General features: G+C 44.6%; 11 protein-coding genes. 10 read left to right on the forward strand and 1 reads right to left on the reverse strand.

Translation table 11 applies throughout. The annotated features are described in order from the left end of the window. From lpxB to tilS, 5 genes are all read left to right on the forward strand, one after another. A complete protein-coding gene (lpxB, locus tag OE749_RS09860; protein WP_263712281.1) occupies nt 1-1,143 on the forward strand; it encodes a lipid-A-disaccharide synthase in 1,143 nt (380 codons plus the stop codon). A 7-nt stretch (nt 1,144-1,150) separates the two neighbouring features. Continuing rightward, on the forward strand, nt 1,151-1,738 hold the full coding sequence (gene rnhB / locus OE749_RS09865) for a ribonuclease HII (RefSeq protein ID WP_263712282.1): 588 nt from the start codon (nt 1,151-1,153) through the stop codon (nt 1,736-1,738). 3 nt (nt 1,739-1,741) lie between these two features. Next, nucleotides 1,742-5,209 (forward strand): DNA polymerase III subunit alpha, encoded by a 3,468-nt coding sequence (dnaE, locus tag OE749_RS09870; protein WP_263712283.1) that lies wholly within the window; start codon nt 1,742-1,744, stop codon nt 5,207-5,209. A gap of 183 nt (nt 5,210-5,392) precedes the next feature. Beyond that, entirely contained in the window at nt 5,393-6,349 is a 957-nt protein-coding gene (gene accA, locus OE749_RS09875) for an acetyl-CoA carboxylase carboxyl transferase subunit alpha (protein ID WP_263712284.1), read from the forward strand. 56 nt (nt 6,350-6,405) lie between these two features. Continuing rightward, complete coding sequence (tilS, locus tag OE749_RS09880; RefSeq protein ID WP_263712285.1) at nt 6,406-7,788, forward strand: tRNA lysidine(34) synthetase TilS; 1,383 nt, start codon at nt 6,406-6,408, stop codon at nt 7,786-7,788. A gap of 64 nt (nt 7,789-7,852) precedes the next feature. On the opposite strand, the gene OE749_RS09885 is transcribed toward tilS, so the two are convergent. Then, on the reverse strand, nt 7,853-8,749 hold the full coding sequence (locus OE749_RS09885; RefSeq protein ID WP_263712287.1) for a GGDEF domain-containing protein: 897 nt from the start codon (nt 8,747-8,749) through the stop codon (nt 7,853-7,855). A gap of 118 nt (nt 8,750-8,867) precedes the next feature. On the opposite strand from OE749_RS09885, the gene OE749_RS09890 reads away from it, so the two are divergent. The 5 genes from OE749_RS09890 to OE749_RS09910 all read left to right on the forward strand — a co-directional run bounded on the left by OE749_RS09890 (nt 8,868) and on the right by OE749_RS09910 (nt 18,887). Further along, on the forward strand, nt 8,868-10,844 hold the full coding sequence (locus tag OE749_RS09890) for a monovalent cation:proton antiporter family protein (RefSeq protein WP_263712288.1): 1,977 nt from the start codon (nt 8,868-8,870) through the stop codon (nt 10,842-10,844). Nucleotides 10,845-10,902: 58 nt separating this feature from the next. After that, nucleotides 10,903-11,625, forward strand: coding sequence for a hypothetical protein (locus OE749_RS09895; RefSeq protein ID WP_263712289.1), 723 nt, complete (start codon nt 10,903-10,905; stop codon nt 11,623-11,625). Nucleotides 11,626-11,774: 149 nt separating this feature from the next. Further along, complete coding sequence (locus tag OE749_RS09900; protein WP_263712291.1) at nt 11,775-13,814, forward strand: putative bifunctional diguanylate cyclase/phosphodiesterase; 2,040 nt, start codon at nt 11,775-11,777, stop codon at nt 13,812-13,814. Nucleotides 13,815-13,902: 88 nt separating this feature from the next. Next, nucleotides 13,903-18,072 (forward strand): response regulator, encoded by a 4,170-nt coding sequence (locus tag OE749_RS09905; RefSeq protein WP_263712292.1) that lies wholly within the window; start codon nt 13,903-13,905, stop codon nt 18,070-18,072. A 5-nt stretch (nt 18,073-18,077) separates the two neighbouring features. Continuing rightward, a complete protein-coding gene (locus tag OE749_RS09910; protein ID WP_263712293.1) occupies nt 18,078-18,887 on the forward strand; it encodes a CheR family methyltransferase in 810 nt (269 codons plus the stop codon). Nucleotides 18,888-18,985 lie beyond the last annotated feature (98 nt).

Genomic DNA, 18,985 nt, shown 5'->3' on the forward strand with positions numbered 1-18,985 from the left:
ATGCCGAATCAACCGATTAGAATTGGCATTGTTGCAGGAGAGGCGTCTGGTGATATTTTAGCGGCGGGAATGTTGTCGCACATCAGACAAGCCTATCCTGACGCCATTATTGAAGGTATTGCTGGGCCTAAGATGCTTGAGCAAGGCTGTAAAAGCTTGTTCGATATGGAAGAACTGTCGGTGATGGGGCTGGTTGAAGTGCTATCAAGAATTAGACGGTTATTACATATCCGCAAAACCGTATTAAATCACTTCTTAAGTAATCCACCTGATGTGTTTATTGGTGTCGATGCGCCTGACTTTAACTTGCCTCTTGAGAAAAAGCTGAAAGCCAATGGAATAAAAACAGTTCACTATGTTAGCCCGACCGTATGGGCATGGCGTGAAAATCGTATTTATGGCATTGCAGAAGCAACAAATCTCGTACTAAGTGTACTGCCGTTTGAAAAGCGTGTTTATGACAAGCATGGCTTCCCATGTCAGTTTGTGGGGCATACAATGGCGGACGATGTTCCACTTGAGCCAGACAGAAATGAAGCCCGCGAACACTTAGGTATCCCTCAAGAGGCTGAAGTGGTTGCAGTGTTGCCGGGAAGCCGGGGAACTGAGTTAAAAATGTTATTGCCACCGTTTCTCGACACGATTCGGCAATTACGCAAAGAATCGCCCGAACGCGTCTTTGTGATTCCTGCGGCAAATGAAACCCGCTACAAACAAATCGACGAAGCATTACGAACGTCGGGGATAAAAGAGCAGGTGATGCTTGTGCTCGGGCAGTCCAGACAAGCGATGATAGCCTCTAACGTTGTGTTGCTGGCCTCAGGAACAGCAACGCTGGAAGCAATGCTGTGTAAGCGGCCAATGGTGGTTGCTTATAGGCTGAATTGGCTAACGCATCAAATGATGAAAAAGCTATACAAGGCAAAGTTTTTCGCTTTACCAAATTTATTGGCTGATCGCGAAATTGTGCCAGAACTGCTTCAAGAGGATGTCTCCTCGGAGGTGATGGTGCCCCTGCTTAACAAGTTGCTTAGTGGAGAGCAAAAACAAGATATTGCTTGCTTCCATTCGATTCATCTTCAATTAAAATGTCACGCAGATAAACAAGCCGCCGATTCGGTCCTTAACCTAATTCATGAGTAACCAAAACGTGCCACACTTTATAGCGGGAGTGGACGAAGTTGGACGCGGCCCCTTAGTTGGGGACGTTGTTACAGCTGCCGTCATACTAGATCCCTGTAAACCCATTACTGGATTAAATGACTCTAAAAAGCTGTCAGAGAAAAAACGTCTCGCGCTTTACGACGAAATACGTGAAAAAGCCCTTTGCTTTCATATTGGCAGAGCGACACCGGCAGAAATTGACTCGCTAAACATTTTGCACGCCACGATGCTGGCAATGACCAGAGCGGTGGAGGGATTATCCACGCAGCCTGATTACGTCAAAGTAGACGGAAATCGATGCCCTGCTTGGCACTATGCTAGTGAAGCTGTTGTAAAGGGAGACGGCACTGTGGCTGAAATCTCTGCTGCATCAATTCTGGCAAAAGTCACGCGCGATGCAGAAATGTTGGCGCTTCATCAGCAATATCCAGACTATGGCTTTGACAAACATAAAGGTTACCCGACTAAACTGCATTTAGAAAAACTCAATATACTAGGGCCTTTGCCGGTGCATCGAATGAGCTTCAAGCCCGTGCAGGTTGCAACTGCTCAGCTAGGCTTGAGTGGAGTATAAACTATGGACTCTGTGAATTTCGTACACCTTCGAGTACACAGTGATTTTTCGATGATGGATGGACTGAATAAGATCAAGCCCATTTTATCGAAAGTGAAAGAAAACAATATGCCAGCCGTGGCTATCACTGACCAGATGAATATGTGTGGGTTGGTTAAGTTTTACGGTGATGCGCATAATAATGGCATTAAGCCTATAATCGGAACGGATTTTTGGGTGCAAAGCGACGCACTGGAAGAACAGCTGTTTCGATTAACGCTATTGGCAAGTAGCAATGAAGGCTACCGCAACATTACTCTCTTGATTTCAAAGGCCTATCAACGCGGCTATGTGCAAAATAGAGCGGTAATAGATCAGGCTTGGCTGGCCGATCATGCTGATGGTGTCATTATTTTATCTGGTGGCAAAGACGGTGATTTGGGACTAGCGCTGCAAAAAGGTAATACCGAGTTAGCGAATCGTATCACCGCATTTTATACCACGCACTTTAATGACAATTACTACCTTGAGTTGATTCGGACAGGGCGTGCAGGAGAAGAGGACTACCTTCATGCTGCTGTCGCTTGGGCTGAGCAACATGCGCTTCCGGTGGTTGCGACCAATGAAGTGTGTTTTATTGACCCAGAAGGTTTCGAAGCACACGAAATTCGAGTAGCTATTCACGATGGTTATACGCTGGAAGATACAAGACGCCCGAAACGCTACAGTGCACAACAATATCTTCGAACCGCAGAAGAAATGCAGGCGCTGTTTGCTGACATTCCTGAAGCGTTAGAAAATACCGTAGAGATTGCCAAACGCTGTAATGTTACCGTGCGCTTAGGTGAGTATTTTTTACCGCAGTTTCCCACAGGTGGCATGACCACTGAAGACTTCTTAGTCAAAGTGTCTGAAGAGGGCCTTGAAGAACGCCTTGTCTTTTTGTTTCCCGATGAGCAAGAGCGTGCAGAAAAGCGCCCCGAATACGATGAACGTTTAAAAATCGAACTTGATGTAATCAACCAAATGGGATTCCCTGGTTACTTCCTTATTGTAATGGAATTTATTCAGTGGAGTAAGGATAACGGTATTCCTGTTGGACCAGGTCGAGGTTCGGGTGCAGGCTCACTGGTGGCTTATGCACTAAAAATTACCGACTTAGATCCTCTTGAGTTTGATCTACTTTTCGAGCGGTTTTTGAATCCAGAACGTGTTTCGATGCCCGATTTTGACGTCGATTTTTGTATGGATAGACGTGATGAAGTGATCGATCACGTAGCCGACTTGTACGGACGGCAAGCTGTATCGCAAATCATTACCTTTGGTACGATGGCGGCCAAAGCGGTGGTGCGTGACGTAGGACGTGTACTTGGACACCCATATGGATTTGTCGATCGAATTTCAAAGTTGATTCCGTCTGATCCGGGTATGACGCTATCAAAAGCCTTTGAGGTAGAGCCCCGATTACCTGAATTGTATGATCAAGATGAGGAAGTCAAAGATCTGATCGACATGGCGCGCATTTTGGAAGGCGTGACACGAAATGCTGGTAAACACGCGGGGGGCGTGGTGATTGCGCCGACGCAAATTACTGATTTTTCTCCTCTTTATTGTGACGATGAAGGCAACAACCCCGTTACCCAGTTTGATAAAAACGATGTAGAAACTGCTGGGCTGGTGAAGTTCGACTTTTTGGGTTTACGTACACTGACGATTATTCAGTGGGCCATCGACATGATTCAGTCTGGGCAAAACAAGACTATCGATATCAGCGCGATTCCGCTGGAAGATTCGAAGAGTTTTAAAACGCTGCAAAATGCTGAGACGACTGCCGTATTCCAGCTTGAATCCCGCGGCATGAAAGACCTGATTAAGCGCCTCAAGCCAGATTGCTTTGAAGATATAATCGCTTTGGTTGCCTTGTTTCGTCCCGGACCATTGCAGTCGGGCATGGTAGATAACTTTATTGATCGTAAACACGGTCGAGAAGAGATCTCCTACCCAGACGCTGAATATCAGCACGAATGTCTACAAGAAATTCTACAGCCAACCTATGGGATTATCCTGTATCAAGAACAGGTTATGCAGATCGCGCAGGAAATGGCTGGCTACTCGCTGGGTGGCGCTGACTTACTTCGTCGTGCGATGGGTAAGAAAAAACCTGAAGAGATGGCAAAACAGCGCGCGGTATTTGAAGAGGGGTCTAAGGGAAATAATATCGATCCCCAACTGGCGATGAAAATCTTCGATCTTGTAGAGAAGTTTGCCGGATATGGCTTTAACAAGTCACACTCTGCCGCTTATGCGTTGGTGTCATATCAAACGCTTTGGTTAAAGGCACACTATCCTGCTGAGTTTATGGCTGCGGTAATGTCGGCAGATATGGATAACACCGACAAAATCGTGACCTTGGTGGATGAGTGTAATCGAATGGGGCTAACCATTTTGCCACCAGACTTAAATGCGGGACGCTACAAGTTTACGGTAGATGAACAAGGCCGCATCGTTTACGGCATTGGCGCTATTAAAGGTGTGGGCGAAGGTCCAATCGAAGCGATCATCGAAGCGCGTGAAACCCAAGGTGCATTTAGGGACCTCTTTGATTTTTGCGCCAAAGTTGACTTAAAACGTGTTAATAAGCGCGTTCTTGAAAAGCTAGTACTGTCGGGCGCGATGGATAATTTAGGCCCTCACCGAGCATCATTGATGGCCACGCTACCTGAAGCAATTGCCGCCGCCGATCAGCACGCAAAAGCAGAGTCTTTCGGTCAGTCTGATATGTTTGGCCTGCTTACCACTGAGCCTGAAGAAGTGCGCCAAGCTTTTTCGAATGTACCTGAATGGCCAGAAAAAGTGTGGCTTGATGGCGAAAAAGAAACGCTTGGGCTGTATTTAACCGGACACCCAATTAATCAGTATGAAGCTGAGCTAAAACACTACAGCTCTGGTCGTTTAATCGATCTGAAACCGATGGGCAAAGACAGTATGTCAACTGCCTGCGGTTTGGTGCTTGGTGTGCGTGTGATGGTAAATAAAAAGGGGAGACGTTGGGCCATCGTGACGCTTGACGATAAAAGTGCACGTATGGATGTTCGCTTTTTCCCCGATATGTACGAAACTTATGAAGAAATTCTGCAACCTGACCGAATTTTGCTGATATCCGGACAGGTCAGCTTTGATGATTACTCAGGTGGCAATACAATAACTGCCCGTGACGCTATGGATATCGTACAAGCGCGTGAAAAAAATGCGAAATGGATCGAATTAGAAGTGAATGCACAGTGGTGTGAACCGCCGCAGGTCAGCAAACTTCAAGCGATACTGCAACAATTCAGCGGGGGAAGTTGCCCAGTGAGAATGCGGGTATTGCATCCTGATGCAGAAGTCACATTAGCGCTTGGTGCACAGTGGTATGTGACACCGGAAGACCAGTTATTATATGAATTGCAACAGTTTCTTAGTAAAGACAAGGTACAGATGCAGTTCCATTAAATTAATGTGTCGTGTGTTTGGCTCAAAGTGCTCAAAAACTAAAACATTTAACTAATATTGCTTGAACTGTGCCGATAAAAGTGAATAAATGGTGGCGTTTCAAGTAGTTGAACTTGATTTTGGGGCTTTTAGATACATATTAAGTATCGGGCAAATGGACGACGACAAACGTCAGGGTATGGAATGAGTTTACAATATCTAGAATTTGAGCAGCCGATTGCAGAATTAGAAGCAAAGATTGAAGAGCTTCGTCTAGTTAATCAAGGCGGCGAATTTGATGTCGGTATCGAAGAGGAAATCACGAAACTTCGTGAAAAAAGCGCTGAACTTACGCGAAAAATCTTCTCTGATCTGGGTGCATGGCAGGTGTCTCAACTCGCTCGCCATCCGATGCGCCCCTATACTCTGGATTATATCCCGCGTATTTTTACAGACTTTGATGAGTTGGCAGGTGATCGTGCGTTTGCGGATGACAAAGCCATTATTGGCGGGCTGGCCAAACTTGACGACCAACCCGTTATGATTATCGGCCATCAGAAAGGTAGAGATACACACGAAAAAATTAAGCGCAATTTTGGTATGCCAAAACCAGAGGGATACCGCAAAGCGCTTCGCCTTATGCACATGGCCGAGCGATTCAATCTGCCAATTATCACGTTTATTGATACGCCAGGGGCCTATCCGGGAGTAGGCGCGGAAGAACGCGGTCAAAGTGAGGCGATTGCCCGCAATTTAAAAGAAATGGCTGAATTGAATGTTCCCGTCATTTGTACAGTGATTGGCGAAGGTGGCTCGGGTGGCGCGCTGGCAATTGGTGTCGGTGACAGAGTGAACATGCTGCAATACAGTACTTATTCGGTTATTTCTCCTGAGGGTTGTGCATCTATCTTGTGGAAAAGCGCAGAAAAAGCGCCACTTGCTGCTGAGGCAATGGGAGTCAGTGCTAACCAGATTAAAGAGCTAGGCTTGATTAACACAATTATTGAAGAGCCTTTAGGAGGCGCACACCGCGATCATAATGGTATGGCGGCGAATTTAAAAGCGTGTTTAAAACAACAACTAGCCCAACTGAAATCACTATCGAAACAAGAGCTTAAACAGCAACGGTATGACAAGATTATGGATTTCGGTTACTGTTAAGCATATTACCGTTTAGATAGGCCGTCATCTGAACTTTCAGCTGGCGGCTTTTTATTATGAAATTACTTGAGCACCTCTACTCGCAACTCTCTGCACTCGACAATGTAAAGACCTTCGTCATTGCTTATAGTGGCGGGCTTGATTCTCAGGTGCTGCTTCACGCCACATGTCTTCTCAAAAGCCGGTTGAAACAGAGTGACCCGCATCTAGCATTTAAAGCGATTCATGTTCATCATGGATTGAGTCAGTATGCCGACGAGTGGCTCGCGTTTTGTCAGGCGCAATGTGAAGCCAGAGACATTGCTTTTATTGGGAAACGGGTGACGGTGGCTGACGTGAATAAAGTAGGCGTTGAAGCGGCTGCTCGGCAAGCCCGTTACGATGCGATTATACAGGCGTGCGACACTGGAAGTGTTGTACTTACCGCACACCATGCACAAGATCAGCTTGAAACCATATTGTTGCAATTAAAGCGAGGTCGGGGGCCAAAGGGGCTATCAGGCATTGCTAAACAGCGTCAGTTATCGTCAGAAATAAGTGTATGTCGACCATTGCTCGATTATGATCGCCAAGAGCTAGAAGCGTTTGCTGAGGAGCATGAATTAACGTGGATAGAAGATGATTCGAACACTGACGAACGTTTTGATCGCAATTTTCTTCGCCACCAAATCATCCCTCTTATGCAAGAACGCTGGCCATCAATATGCAAAACGGCACAACGCAGTGCAGAACAATGCGCTGACAATGTGATGCTACTTGACGAAGTGGTGCAAACTAAATTGCTAGACATCGTCAACGAATCAGGTGGATTGTCACTCACCGCTCTTGCTACAGAGTCCCATGCTTGGCAAAAGCAATTGGTTAGAGGGTGGTTGCAAAAACGTGACATGGCAATGCCTTCTGACGCACAGTTGAACCAGCTACTTAATCTTATGCAGGCGAAAGATGATGCTGAGCCATTGGTTGTTGTGGGAAATTACCACGTTCGTCGCTTTCACTCTCATTTATATGCGTTTGCGCCAGAAGACATGTCTTTGCACCCAATAAACACTATACCCAATACAGTGTGTGACTGGCGCTTGCAAGAACATGATAGTGTTGAAAATTCTTACTGGACACTGAGCGCCTGTGCATTGCCTGAGCGTTTAGAAACGGCACATAACTATGTTTGTTTAGCGCCGCCAGTGTGTTCGATTATTACAGGGCAGCAGGAAGCGGTAACGCTGACTTTGCCTGAGGGAACAGTACTCAGTTTTGGGCACCTTACTGCACGCTTTAAGCCAGAGAATGCGCAAATGTCTAAACCACTAAAACAATGGTTAAAGTTATGGAAAGTCGCGCCTTGGGTTCGAAAGCACATCCCGTTACTGATGTATGGAAATGAAATTCAGGCTGTATTGCTAAAAGATAGGGTTGTTGTTAAAAACTTGTTGCAATAAGGCAACAGGTATACGGCGATAATTTGCCATCGCGGCGGATTCTCGCCACGTAAGAGAAAATACCTTACGCAGCGATAAAGCAACTTCTTCCTGCATTTTTTGCGTGATATAGGGCTCTGTCAGCACGTTCAAATAGTTTTGTTTCACAATCTTCACGCTGATAAATGGCGCTACCAATGCTGCACGAAACACTGTATCTCTTTAGCAACGGATGATTGGCTACATGATCCATAATACGTTGAGCGACGATATCGTTGTGCTCCGGCAAGCTCCCGGGTAGCAAACAGCAAAACTCGTCGCCGCCAAATCGAAATGCATAATCTGAGTCCCGCAATGTTTGCGTTAAGATGTCAGCCATGGCCCGAATAACATTGTCGCCTTCCAGATGTCCGTGAATATCGTTTACTTGTTTGAAGTTGTCTAAATCAATTACCAACATACCAAAGCTTTGATTGTGGCGTTTGGCGTCGCTTAGCATCCGATGAAGTGACTCCTGATAGCTTCGGCGATTACCCAATGAAGTGAGATGGTCTTTCATTGCTAACTGCTTAAGTTGATGATGTTCAAAGGCATTTTTTATAGGTTTACTCATATAGCCGTGAAATTCTTTCAACATGGCAGATTCTTTTAAACTTGGTACGTGGTTGAAAAAGTACTCCGCTTTGGCTAGCACTTGTCGCTGATCGGCAACGTCATGCTTAAAATCCAGATATCTGACATTACGGCTTTTTTGTGTATCGCCCAAGGTGAGACTATCTTCATTAAATACAATGCGCATACCAGCAAGGTTAAGTTTTCCTGCTAGATGACAAAAATAAAGCTCAGCTAACTCTCTCAAGTCTATGGTGGTGAGAAGCTGTTGCATAAATGTATTAAGGTCAAATTGACTCAATTCAGATTGGAGGTGGTCAATCGAAAATACGCTGTCAAACGATGATGATGAATAACGAATTTGTTCCACAAACTGCTCCTGCCAAAATCTTGGCGATAATCTAAGCAAACCAAAAAAGAAGATGAACGCTTAGTTAAAATGCAGATAACGTGCCAAGATCTTTTTGGTATTGGAGAGGATATCTAATATGCATGGCATTTTCTTTGATGTACTGATACTTATGAGTGTTGCGATTGTAATGGTATGGTTATTTAAACGTATAAACTTGCCACCAATCCTCGCGTATCTGGTATGCGGTATCTTGGCGGGTCACGATATTTTGGCGCTTTTTGAACATCCTGAGGAGGTTCAGCTTTTCGCAGAGCTTGGTATTGTCTTTCTGCTTTTTTCCCTTGGGCTAGAATTTTCATTGCCTAAAATGATTGCAATGCGGCATATGGTGTTTGGTGTCGGCCTCGGACAAATGGTGCTTACCACGGGCTTTTTTATGCTGGTCGCGTTATTGTGCGGGTTAACCCTAAGTACGGCGTTTGTTATCGGTACGATGGTGGCATTGTCTTCGACCGCAATTGTGATAAAGCAAATTTCAGAGCTGGGGATTCTCAACACCCGTCGCTCACAAATGGCGGTGAGTGTGCTACTTTTTCAGGATCTGGCTGTGGTCCCCATTCTGATTCTCATTCCACTTCTGGCTAACCCTTCTGAACAAAGCATGGCGCTAATGATAGCGATGGCACTGCTAAAGGGGACAATCGTCGTCGCGATTTTAATGTCGGTAGGTAAGTGGTTATTGCCTCGTCTGTTTTCGGAAATCGCACAAACCCGCACCGATGAGCTGTTTGTACTCACGACGATTTTTGTGGCGCTACTCGCAGCAGGATTAACGTTTTGGTTTGGTTTATCGATGGCCTTAGGCGCATTCTTAGCGGGTATGATGTTAGGTGAAAGCCAATACCGCCATCAACTAGAGGCAGATATTCGGCCGTTTAGAGATATTCTTATGGGGCTGTTTTTTATTACCATTGGTATGCGTTTGGATTTATCGGTGATGATAGCGCAACTTCATTGGATCTTGCTTGGAGCCGCATTACTTATGCCCATTAAAGCATTTATTATTCGTGCATCTGCGTGGCTATTTAAAGGTGATCCTCAAGATGCGTGGGCATCGGGTATCAAGTTGTGTCAAATAGGAGAATTTAGTTTTGTTATTGCAGCCCTTGCTGTTAACAACGCGTTGATCTCGCAAAATCAGGCGTCACTGTTTATTTCTGTGGGGTTACTTAGCATGGCGCTCACACCATTATTAGTAAATCGAAGCTTAGTGTTTGCGCAAAAACTGGTTACTTCACCTATCTCAGATGATATCGCCCATTCAATCGAGTTCGAACAAGGAAAGTATGCCGACCATGTGCTAATTTTCGGTTTTGGTCGTGTTGGGCAATCGGTGAGTCGGCTATTAAAAAAAGAGGCAATCTCTTTTTTGGCTGTGGATGCCGATCCCGTGAGAGTGCAAGAAGCGCGATCTGCAGGCGAGCCTGTCACGTTCGGCGATGTGTCACAGAAAGATATTCTGCGTGCCGTCGGGGTAGAGCAGGCTAAGCTCGTGCTATTAACATTTGATGAACCCGCCCGAGCTGTGAATGTGGTTGAGTTGGTGTCTTCACTTAATCCTGATGTGCCTATTGTGGTGAGAACCCGAAAAGTTCACCATTTAGAAGCGCTATATATGGCAGGGGCGTCACAGGTGGTGCCTGAAATATTAGAAGGCAGCTTAATGCTGGCGTCTCAAGTGTTACACCTGTCGGGTGTGCCAATGTCGCGGATCCTTAAGCGCGTGCGAATAGAGCGAAAAGGTCACTACCGACACATGCAAGGAATCTTTCCGGGAGAATCCACGGAAATCAATTATGAAACCCACGATAGGCTAGAGTTAATGCACGCGGTTAGTGTGACGCATCAAGCCAACGCCAATGGAAAAACGATTTCTGATTTAAATTTATCGAAAATGCGGGTGTCGGTCAAAGGATTGCGACGAAATAACGTGGAAATTGCAGAGCCTGACGACAATACTGTTGTGATGGCTGGTGATGTTCTGGTGATTGCAGGAAAACCGAGGCGGGTAGAGCGTGCAGAGCGGTATCTGTTGTTTGGTAACGAAGTTTAACTGAGGAAGTATGCAATGAAATCACGCGATGTAAATAATACTAAGGCAACTTGTGCGTATGAATCAGATAACGTCTGCTAAAGCGAGTAGGACGCTTGTCGCCTTCCTCAGTTCGCTGATACTGTCTATTTTACTCGTGATTTCACAAGAATATCATGGTCAACTGCTGTCAAATAAGTATAAGGCGCAACTGTTAGCACGGGATCTTAAAAGTAGCTCTGATATGCTGACACAGCTTGCTCGGTTGCATGTGGCGACGGGGCAGGGCCAGTATTTTGATTACTTTCAAATGCTGTCCGATGCGCGTGCGGGCGCAGAGCCACTGCCTAAAAACATAAACGTGTATTTTTGGGATCAGGTAATTGCTGGGCAGGTGGAGTATCAAGCAAGCGATATTCACTTTGCGCTTAAAGATGAATTAGCCATGTTAGCTTTACCAAATGATATCGAGAACAAGTTTGAATATGCACTTAATTTAAGTGATACCTTAATCGGCAAAGAGCTGGATGCCATGTATCGATTAAACAATCAAACTCCCTCTCATACAGTTGATACTACTGATTCACAGCACCACATTATGACGTCTTTAATGGATCAATCTTATTTATCAGCGAAAGCCAATATTATGTATATGCTGCAACAGTTTACTGAGCTATCGAATCAGTATTTTGAGCGCAAACTGGACAACTTGGCCTCAGTGAGGCTCATTGTCATTATCATTTTTATTGGCTCAATACTTTGGTTTGCTGCTGAGTCACTGGCGTTATTTGTTCACTATTAATGAAAGTGCTTTCATTATTATAATTACTCTGAGCCTAAATATCGTTTTTCGCATATATAGACTATAGTCAGACATTAGTTTACCGCTTTTATTAACAAGTATTAGCAAGGTGATTATTTGGCTGAGAGCGCTTAACCAAGGTTGAATATATGCAATTTGCTGGAGCGAAACTCCTCGTAGTGGAGGACGATTCTGTCAGTTCTGCCCTAATCCGTGAGTCATTGAAAGCTTATGGCTACGAGAATCTGTATTTAGCCGAAGACTTAGCCTCTGCCCATCAGCTTTTAGCTGTAAATCGCTTTGATCTCGTCTTACTTGATGTGGGGCTGCCAGATGGTACAGGCGGTGATCTCTTAGTGTCGATTCGTAAACGATTTTCTGCGGTCGCCTTGCCTGTAATTATGATTAGTGGTGATGTGAGTTCCACTCACATTGTTAACTTTTTAGAGCTTGGTGCAAACGACTACATTTCTAAACCGCTCGATATTCCCGTTTTACTCGCACGCGTTAAAAACGTACTCACTATTCGTCAGCTAGACAAAGATATCGGGAATGCTAATGAACGCTATTCATTGGCTGCCAGAGGGGCAAAAGACGGTTTGTGGGATTGGTCAATTCAAACTGGTGAAATATTCTTATCTAGTCGTTGGATGCAAATTATTGGTGCCGACGGCGGGGAATGCACCAAAGATATTTCCTATTTTATTGAACGCATACATGAAGATGATGTGCTTAATTTTAACCGTGACTTACGTAACCATCTCAACGGCGTAAACGATTATTTTCAACATGAGTGTCGTATGCAGCATACCGATGGCTCTTTCCGCTGGACGTTAGTGCGCGGCACGGCCATTCGCCATACTAATGGCAAGGCTTATCGTATGGCAGGCTCCATCAGTGATATTACTGCGAGAAAAGTGCTAGACCCTCTCACTAGCACGTTGAACCGCTCAGCTTTTTTAGACAAGCTCGATATGCTAATTAAAAGTCGAACGTCTAAGTTGATTAAGCATTTCGCCGTCGTGGTGATATCCGTCGACCGCTATCAACTTGTCAGTGACAGTTACGGCCATCATTTTGGTGATCGCGTGATGTTAGAAGTTACGAACCGTTTGTCTGCCTTGGTTTCCCCAAAAGATACCATTGCACGAATAGAAACGGATCAATTGGCTTTTACACTGGAAGATGCTGGAAGTGAAGAGGAGATTGTGGCTTGGGCAAGACGCGAAATCTTGCGCCCCATAGTCATCCCTTTGCCGCCAGAAGACAGAAGTTTACACCTTACATTTTCAGCCGCTGTGATTAACGATACGGATATTTATCGTTACTCTCACGATATTTTGCGTGATGCCAATATTGCGCTGCATGACGCAATGAAGAAAATCGATGATGACATCAGTGCATTTCGTTCCAGTTTACAAATTTCTTTAAAAGATCGTATCGAGATGCTTGAAGATTTGCATGATGCGATTGAACAAGACAGTTTTTATTTCTGCTACCAACCGAAAGTGGACTTTGAGGGGAACCTGTGTGGCGCTGAGGCTTTGATACGGTGGAAGCATCCTGTTAAAGGCGAGGTCTCCCCCGTTGAGTTTATTCCTATCGCCGAAGAAACGGGCCTGATAGTGCCTCTTGGCCACAATATGTTCAAAAAGTTTTGTAAGGTTGTAAAGCAAGTAGAAGATAAGCAACGCGGCATTTTGATGTCGTACAATTTATCAGGTAGGCAATTTTTGGATCCTTCATTGCTAGATGTGTTGATGGGGTGCATTAAAGAGGCGGGTGTCAGTGCAGATTCAATTGAGCTTGAAATCACAGAATCGACGTTAATGAACGATATTGAATCGGCTGTTCAAGTGTTAAAGGAGCTGACCAAACACGGCTTTAAGGTATCGATAGATGATTTTGGTACGGGCTATTCATCACTGGCTTATTTAAAAAAGTTGCCTATTCATACGTTAAAAATTGATAAGTCGTTTGTCGATGACTTACTCAATGACGCTGACGATATCGCCATCATTTCTGCGATTACCAATATGGCAAACGCGCTCGGGCTTACCACTGTGGCAGAAGGTGTGGAAGTCGAGCAGCAAGCGGAGAAATTACATGAGCTGGAAATAGACATGTTTCAGGGGTATTGCTTTTACAAACCCTTAGAAGAAAGCGCGTTTCTAGCCTTGCTGAAATAGATTTAAGTCATACTCGAAAACAAAGAAATGTTAGTCAGAGGGCGTAGTTTGCGGTTTCACGCCATTGTTAGTTCAAAGGCAGGTACACATGAAATTGTTGCACAAACTGTTGTTCGCATTTTCCAGTATTGTTTTAACCTTCGTTATCGTTTTGTTGGTGATTTACAGCAAAACCGACACGGCTAAAAAAATGGGCGATCACCTTGCATCGGAGGTCATGCCCCTAACTAAATCATTATTGGTAATTGAAAGTGAGCTTCAAACCTCAATGGCATCTTTACGCGGATATATGTTGTTGGGCAACGAAGAGAAAGGTCGTCAAGATTTTCTCGCGCGACGCGCAAAAGCCTGGCGTATTATTTCTCGCCATATGTTAACGCTACAAGAGTACGAACAAGAGCGACAAATTACCTTACTGGTTGATGAAATGTCTTCACAGTTTCAACAATTTCGGCAAATTCAAGGGGAAATTGAGGGATATGTCGGCGCTGCCAGCAATATCCCTGCACGGCAAACCTATGAGAACGCCCTGATGCCTAATTTGAAAGTGGTGTTGAGTGCCTTAACCCGACTTATGACCAAATCTTCCTCTTTGAATGAAGTGTCAGTCATTACGGCATTAGCAGATATCCGCTATTTAACGGCGGGATTATCTGCCGATATTGCAGCCTATCTACAGAACCAGTCTTTTGAATTGGAGTTAGACATTAAGGGGAAGTTGGCACTCTTAGAAGAGCGATTGATTCAAACCGACATGCCCAATGATTTTTCGTTGCAAAAAGACTGGGATATTGTACAGCTCAATATGCCGAATGTGGCAGTGGCCAGCCGTAAAATTATTATTCAACGCTCGCAACCGAGTTGGAACAATGCGCGCTATTTACTGACGAGTCGGGCGTTGCCATTGGTAAAAGATATCTTTGACAATATCGATAAAATTCAGGTGATCGTGAGTGAACTTGAAGTACGGCATATTGAGGAGTTTAGCGAAGCAGAAAACGCCATTCTTGCCATTATTAAGTATGCAACCTTAGTCATGGTGCTGGTTTCCTGCGCGATCGCTTTTATGTTTTCACGCTACTTATCTGACTACATTGTCGGGATTCGCAAAAAAGCGGATGAATTGGCGTTGGGGTATGTGTCGTCAACGAAGCTCGCCACCTCCGGACGAGATGAACTGAGCCAGCTGTCTGCCGCCGTTAATCGCGTGTCTGAAAATTTAGATGCCGTGATAAAACAAGCGCAAGCCATGTCTAAGGGGATTTTAGACCAACCTTTTTCTGTCATTAGTGAGCAAGATCAACTGGGAACGGCCATTAACAGTTTGCAATCCAGTTTTATGAGCATAGAAGAACAGGCCAAGCAAATTGCACAACACAATTATAAGCTGGAAATTGTCCCCAGAAGTGAGCGCGATAGTTTGCTGTTTGCCTTGCGAGATATGTTGGTGTCATTACGCCAAAGTGAGGAAGAAAATTATCATCGAGATTGGCTCAAAAATGGCATAAATAGTTTAAATAAAGAACTTCGCTTTACCGATTCGCTTCAAGATTTAGCAATAAATGTATTGGATGTGATGATGGAGCATATCAGTGCCTCAGCAGGCGGCTTTTACCTTGTAGAAGGAGAGAGTGCCAAGCTAATTGCTAGTCGAGGTTATACCCGTCGCAAAATTGAAACCAGCACATGGCAAGCAGGCGATGGCTTAATTGGTCAGGTTATGATTGAGAAGTCGCCGATAGTGTTTGAGCGCATTAGTGAAGACTATTTGACTATTTCGAGTGGGTTGGGTGAAACCTCAGCCAGCAGTTTGGCGATTATCCCCTACGTGTACAAAGGAGAGTTAAAAGGCATTATTGAACTGGCCTTTATGCAAGCAGTGAAAGAAGGGGTGCTTGAGTATGCAAACCTAACCCTTGAGCCTATTAGTGTGTCGATAGACCAATTGCAAGCCAGAGATAAAGTGAATGAGCTGCTGGAAAAAACCAAAGCGCAATCAGTTAAGTTGGAAGAGCAAACGCAGGCTTTGGAGATATCTCGCGCAGATTTAGAACAACAGCAACTCAAACTAAAACGTAATAATGTTGAGTTGGAAGAAAAAACCTCAGAACTCGAGCAGAAAAATCACACCCTGAGCTTATTAAAAGAGAAACTGGAAGAGAAAGCCCTGCAAATGCAGCAGGCAAGCCGATATAAAAGTGAGTTTTTGGCTAACATGTCTCATGAACTTCGCACGCCCCTTAATAGCTTGTTGTTGCTGTCTAAAGAGTTAGCGGCCAATAAACATCAGCATTTAAATGATGATGAGGTGCAATCGGCCGAAATCATACATCAAAGTGGCTCAGAGCTGCTTACCTTGATTAATGACATCTTAGATCTGTCAAAAATCGAAGCAGGACGGATGTCATTGCATATCACGGAGGTGACTAAACAAGACATTGAAAACAGCCTCATGGCAATGTTTAACCATATGGCGCAAGCCAAAGGACTGTCGTTTGAGGTGCAAACAGAACGAAGCCCTGAAACCTTTAAAACAGATAAAACCCGCTTGATGCAAATTCTAAAAAATTTGGTGGGTAATGGGATCAAGTTTACTGAATCGGGTTATGTTCGGGTGCGGATATCGCCTGCGGATGAAGAGACATGTCAAAATCTGAAGATTGATCATGCTGTTGTATTTGAAGTGCAAGACTCAGGTATTGGCATCGACGAAAGTAAATTGGAGCTCATATTTGATGCATTCCAACAGGAAGATGGCTCAACTAGCAGAAAATATGGTGGCACGGGGTTAGGGCTCTCTATTTGTAAGCAGCTAGCCAATTTACTGAACGGGTATATCGATGTGAGTAGTGAAGTGAACAAGGGCAGTATATTTCGTTTCGTTATGCCGGTGGATTTTCAAGATGATGGGCTTGATGAAGTGCTTAATGGTGATAGCGCACCAACATCGCCAAATCTGTTAACACATGACGATGCTGGATTGCGTGAGGACAAAAAGCAGCCTACTTCAGATGATGATACCAGCCGCTCACTATCAACGTCTGATGAAGCAAGTTCGCCAAAGGGCGTGGTGACCCAGCATGGTGAAGAAAGTCACTATATTTTAATTGTCGAGGATGATGAAGGGCTGGCAAAATCACTGGCCAAAATGGTCGAAAAGTTTGGATTTGATGCCGCTATCGCCGGTACTGCGCGAGAAGGATTACAACAAGCTATTGCTCTCGCTCCGCTCGGGGTTATGCTCGATATTGGTCTGCCCGATGTGTCTGGATTGGAGCTGCTTAAAACCATGAAACAGCACCCTGATCTTAGAGATATACCCGTTCATGTGGTGACAGGCAGTGAAATCAATGTGCGGGATATTCTAGAAGTTGGGGGGCTTGGGGTACTAACAAAACCGTTAGATAGCGACCATATTGAACATTCGGTGAATTTGTTTTCTTCCCAAACTCAGCTGTCGGGAAATTCCATCGCGATTATTGCAGGTAAAAAAGAAAGTGAACGGCTCACTAAGCTATTAGATGAGTACGCCATTCAATTTAGCGTGTTTAGCAGCGTTAAAGCATCAAACGAGGTGATTGAAAATGGCTTAGCGTCTGTGGTGATATGTGATTGCCATGTGATTCCGTTTGAGGATGTCGTGCAGTTGCTTGAACACGTATCTAAACAGGTTAATCCACCCAAGGTGCTCTTAACGCGCTTTAATTCCCAAGAAAGCGAGGACGAATTAAAAGACTTTGAAGGGCATTACATTATTGCAGATGAGTTCGAAGAGCATGCATTGATTCAAAAGGCCACGCTGTTTATTCGCGGTTTACATTTTGATCCGCAAACAACAAGCGCTATCCCGTTTTTGCCCTTTCAAGATGCAAAATGTAAAGTGAAAAATAAACGTGTATTGGTGGTAGATGATGACATGCGCAACACCTTTGCCGTCGCGAAGATACTCAAAGACGAGGGCATTATTGTTGATATTGCCTCTAATGGGCAAGAAGCAATTAAGAAGCTGACCAACGCAACGTGTGATCTGGTTCTGATGGATATCATGATGCCCGTTATGGACGGGTATGAATGTATCAAGCAGATTCGACAAACCGATACTTTAGCGACTATTCCCATTATTGCCGTCACTGCAAAAGCAATGCTGGGCGAGCGAGAAAAGTGTATAGAGTTGGGGGCAAATGATTTTATCTCAAAACCCATTGAGAGTAATCGCTTGTTGGCTGTGGTATATGCTTGGCTGTGCATGAAAGTGTAAGTAAAATGAGCACAGAAAATAACGCATTTCTTATCGCTTTACGGGAAGCGTTTGAACAAAAGTGCGACATTGATACGAGTCATATCTCAGATGTGTATTTTGCCTATCAAATTCAGAACTTTTCGTTGCGGTTCCCTCATTATTCGTTAAACGATATTTTACTGTTGCTTGAAGGGCAGGATGCGCGCACTCAGCTTTTGATTGATTCGTTGTTGATCACTACCACAACGATGTTTCGAGAGCCAGAGACATTTCGCGAATTAAGACGTGTCGCGCCGGAATGTATTGGTAAAAGCACAGCACAAAAAGTGGCCTTTTTAGGTTGCTCATCGGGGGAAGAAGTTCTATCGTTTATGATTCTCATGCGCGAAGTGGCGAGGCACATTAGTTTCAGTGCCGTGGCCATTGACATCAGCGAGCATGCAATTTTGCAGGCAAAATCCTCCCTGTATCCACTCCATAATGTCGCCGAATATGCGAAGAATTATCAGCGAGCTGGAGGAGCCGATGTATTTCATCAATATTACCGTAAACACCAGGACTTGGTGGCATTTAAACCTGCGCTTACCGCTCCAGTTACCTTTCAAGTGGGCAATTGCTTTACGTTGCTACCACAACGTCGTTTTTGCTTAATCTTTTGCCGCCACTTAATGATTTATTTTTCACTACGTGACATGAAGCGCATTCAGGCAATGCTAATTGAAAGGCTTGAGCCAGGTGGCATATTGGTTATGGGGCAAAGTGAATCTTTACTTCTGGAGTTTGAAAATAAGCTGCAAAAGGTTGCTGAAGGCATGTACTTAAAAGCGGCGTGAACCTGCACAGCCTATATGGATAGCGGTTTGGAGTAAGAGAGAAGTAAATTATTCTAAATTAGTGTTTGCAAATCATCCCATTTACAGCAATTCGTCTA

It is taken from the genome of Fluctibacter corallii (assembly GCF_025751585.1).
GTDB lineage: Bacteria > Pseudomonadota > Gammaproteobacteria > Enterobacterales > Alteromonadaceae > Fluctibacter_A > Fluctibacter_A corallii.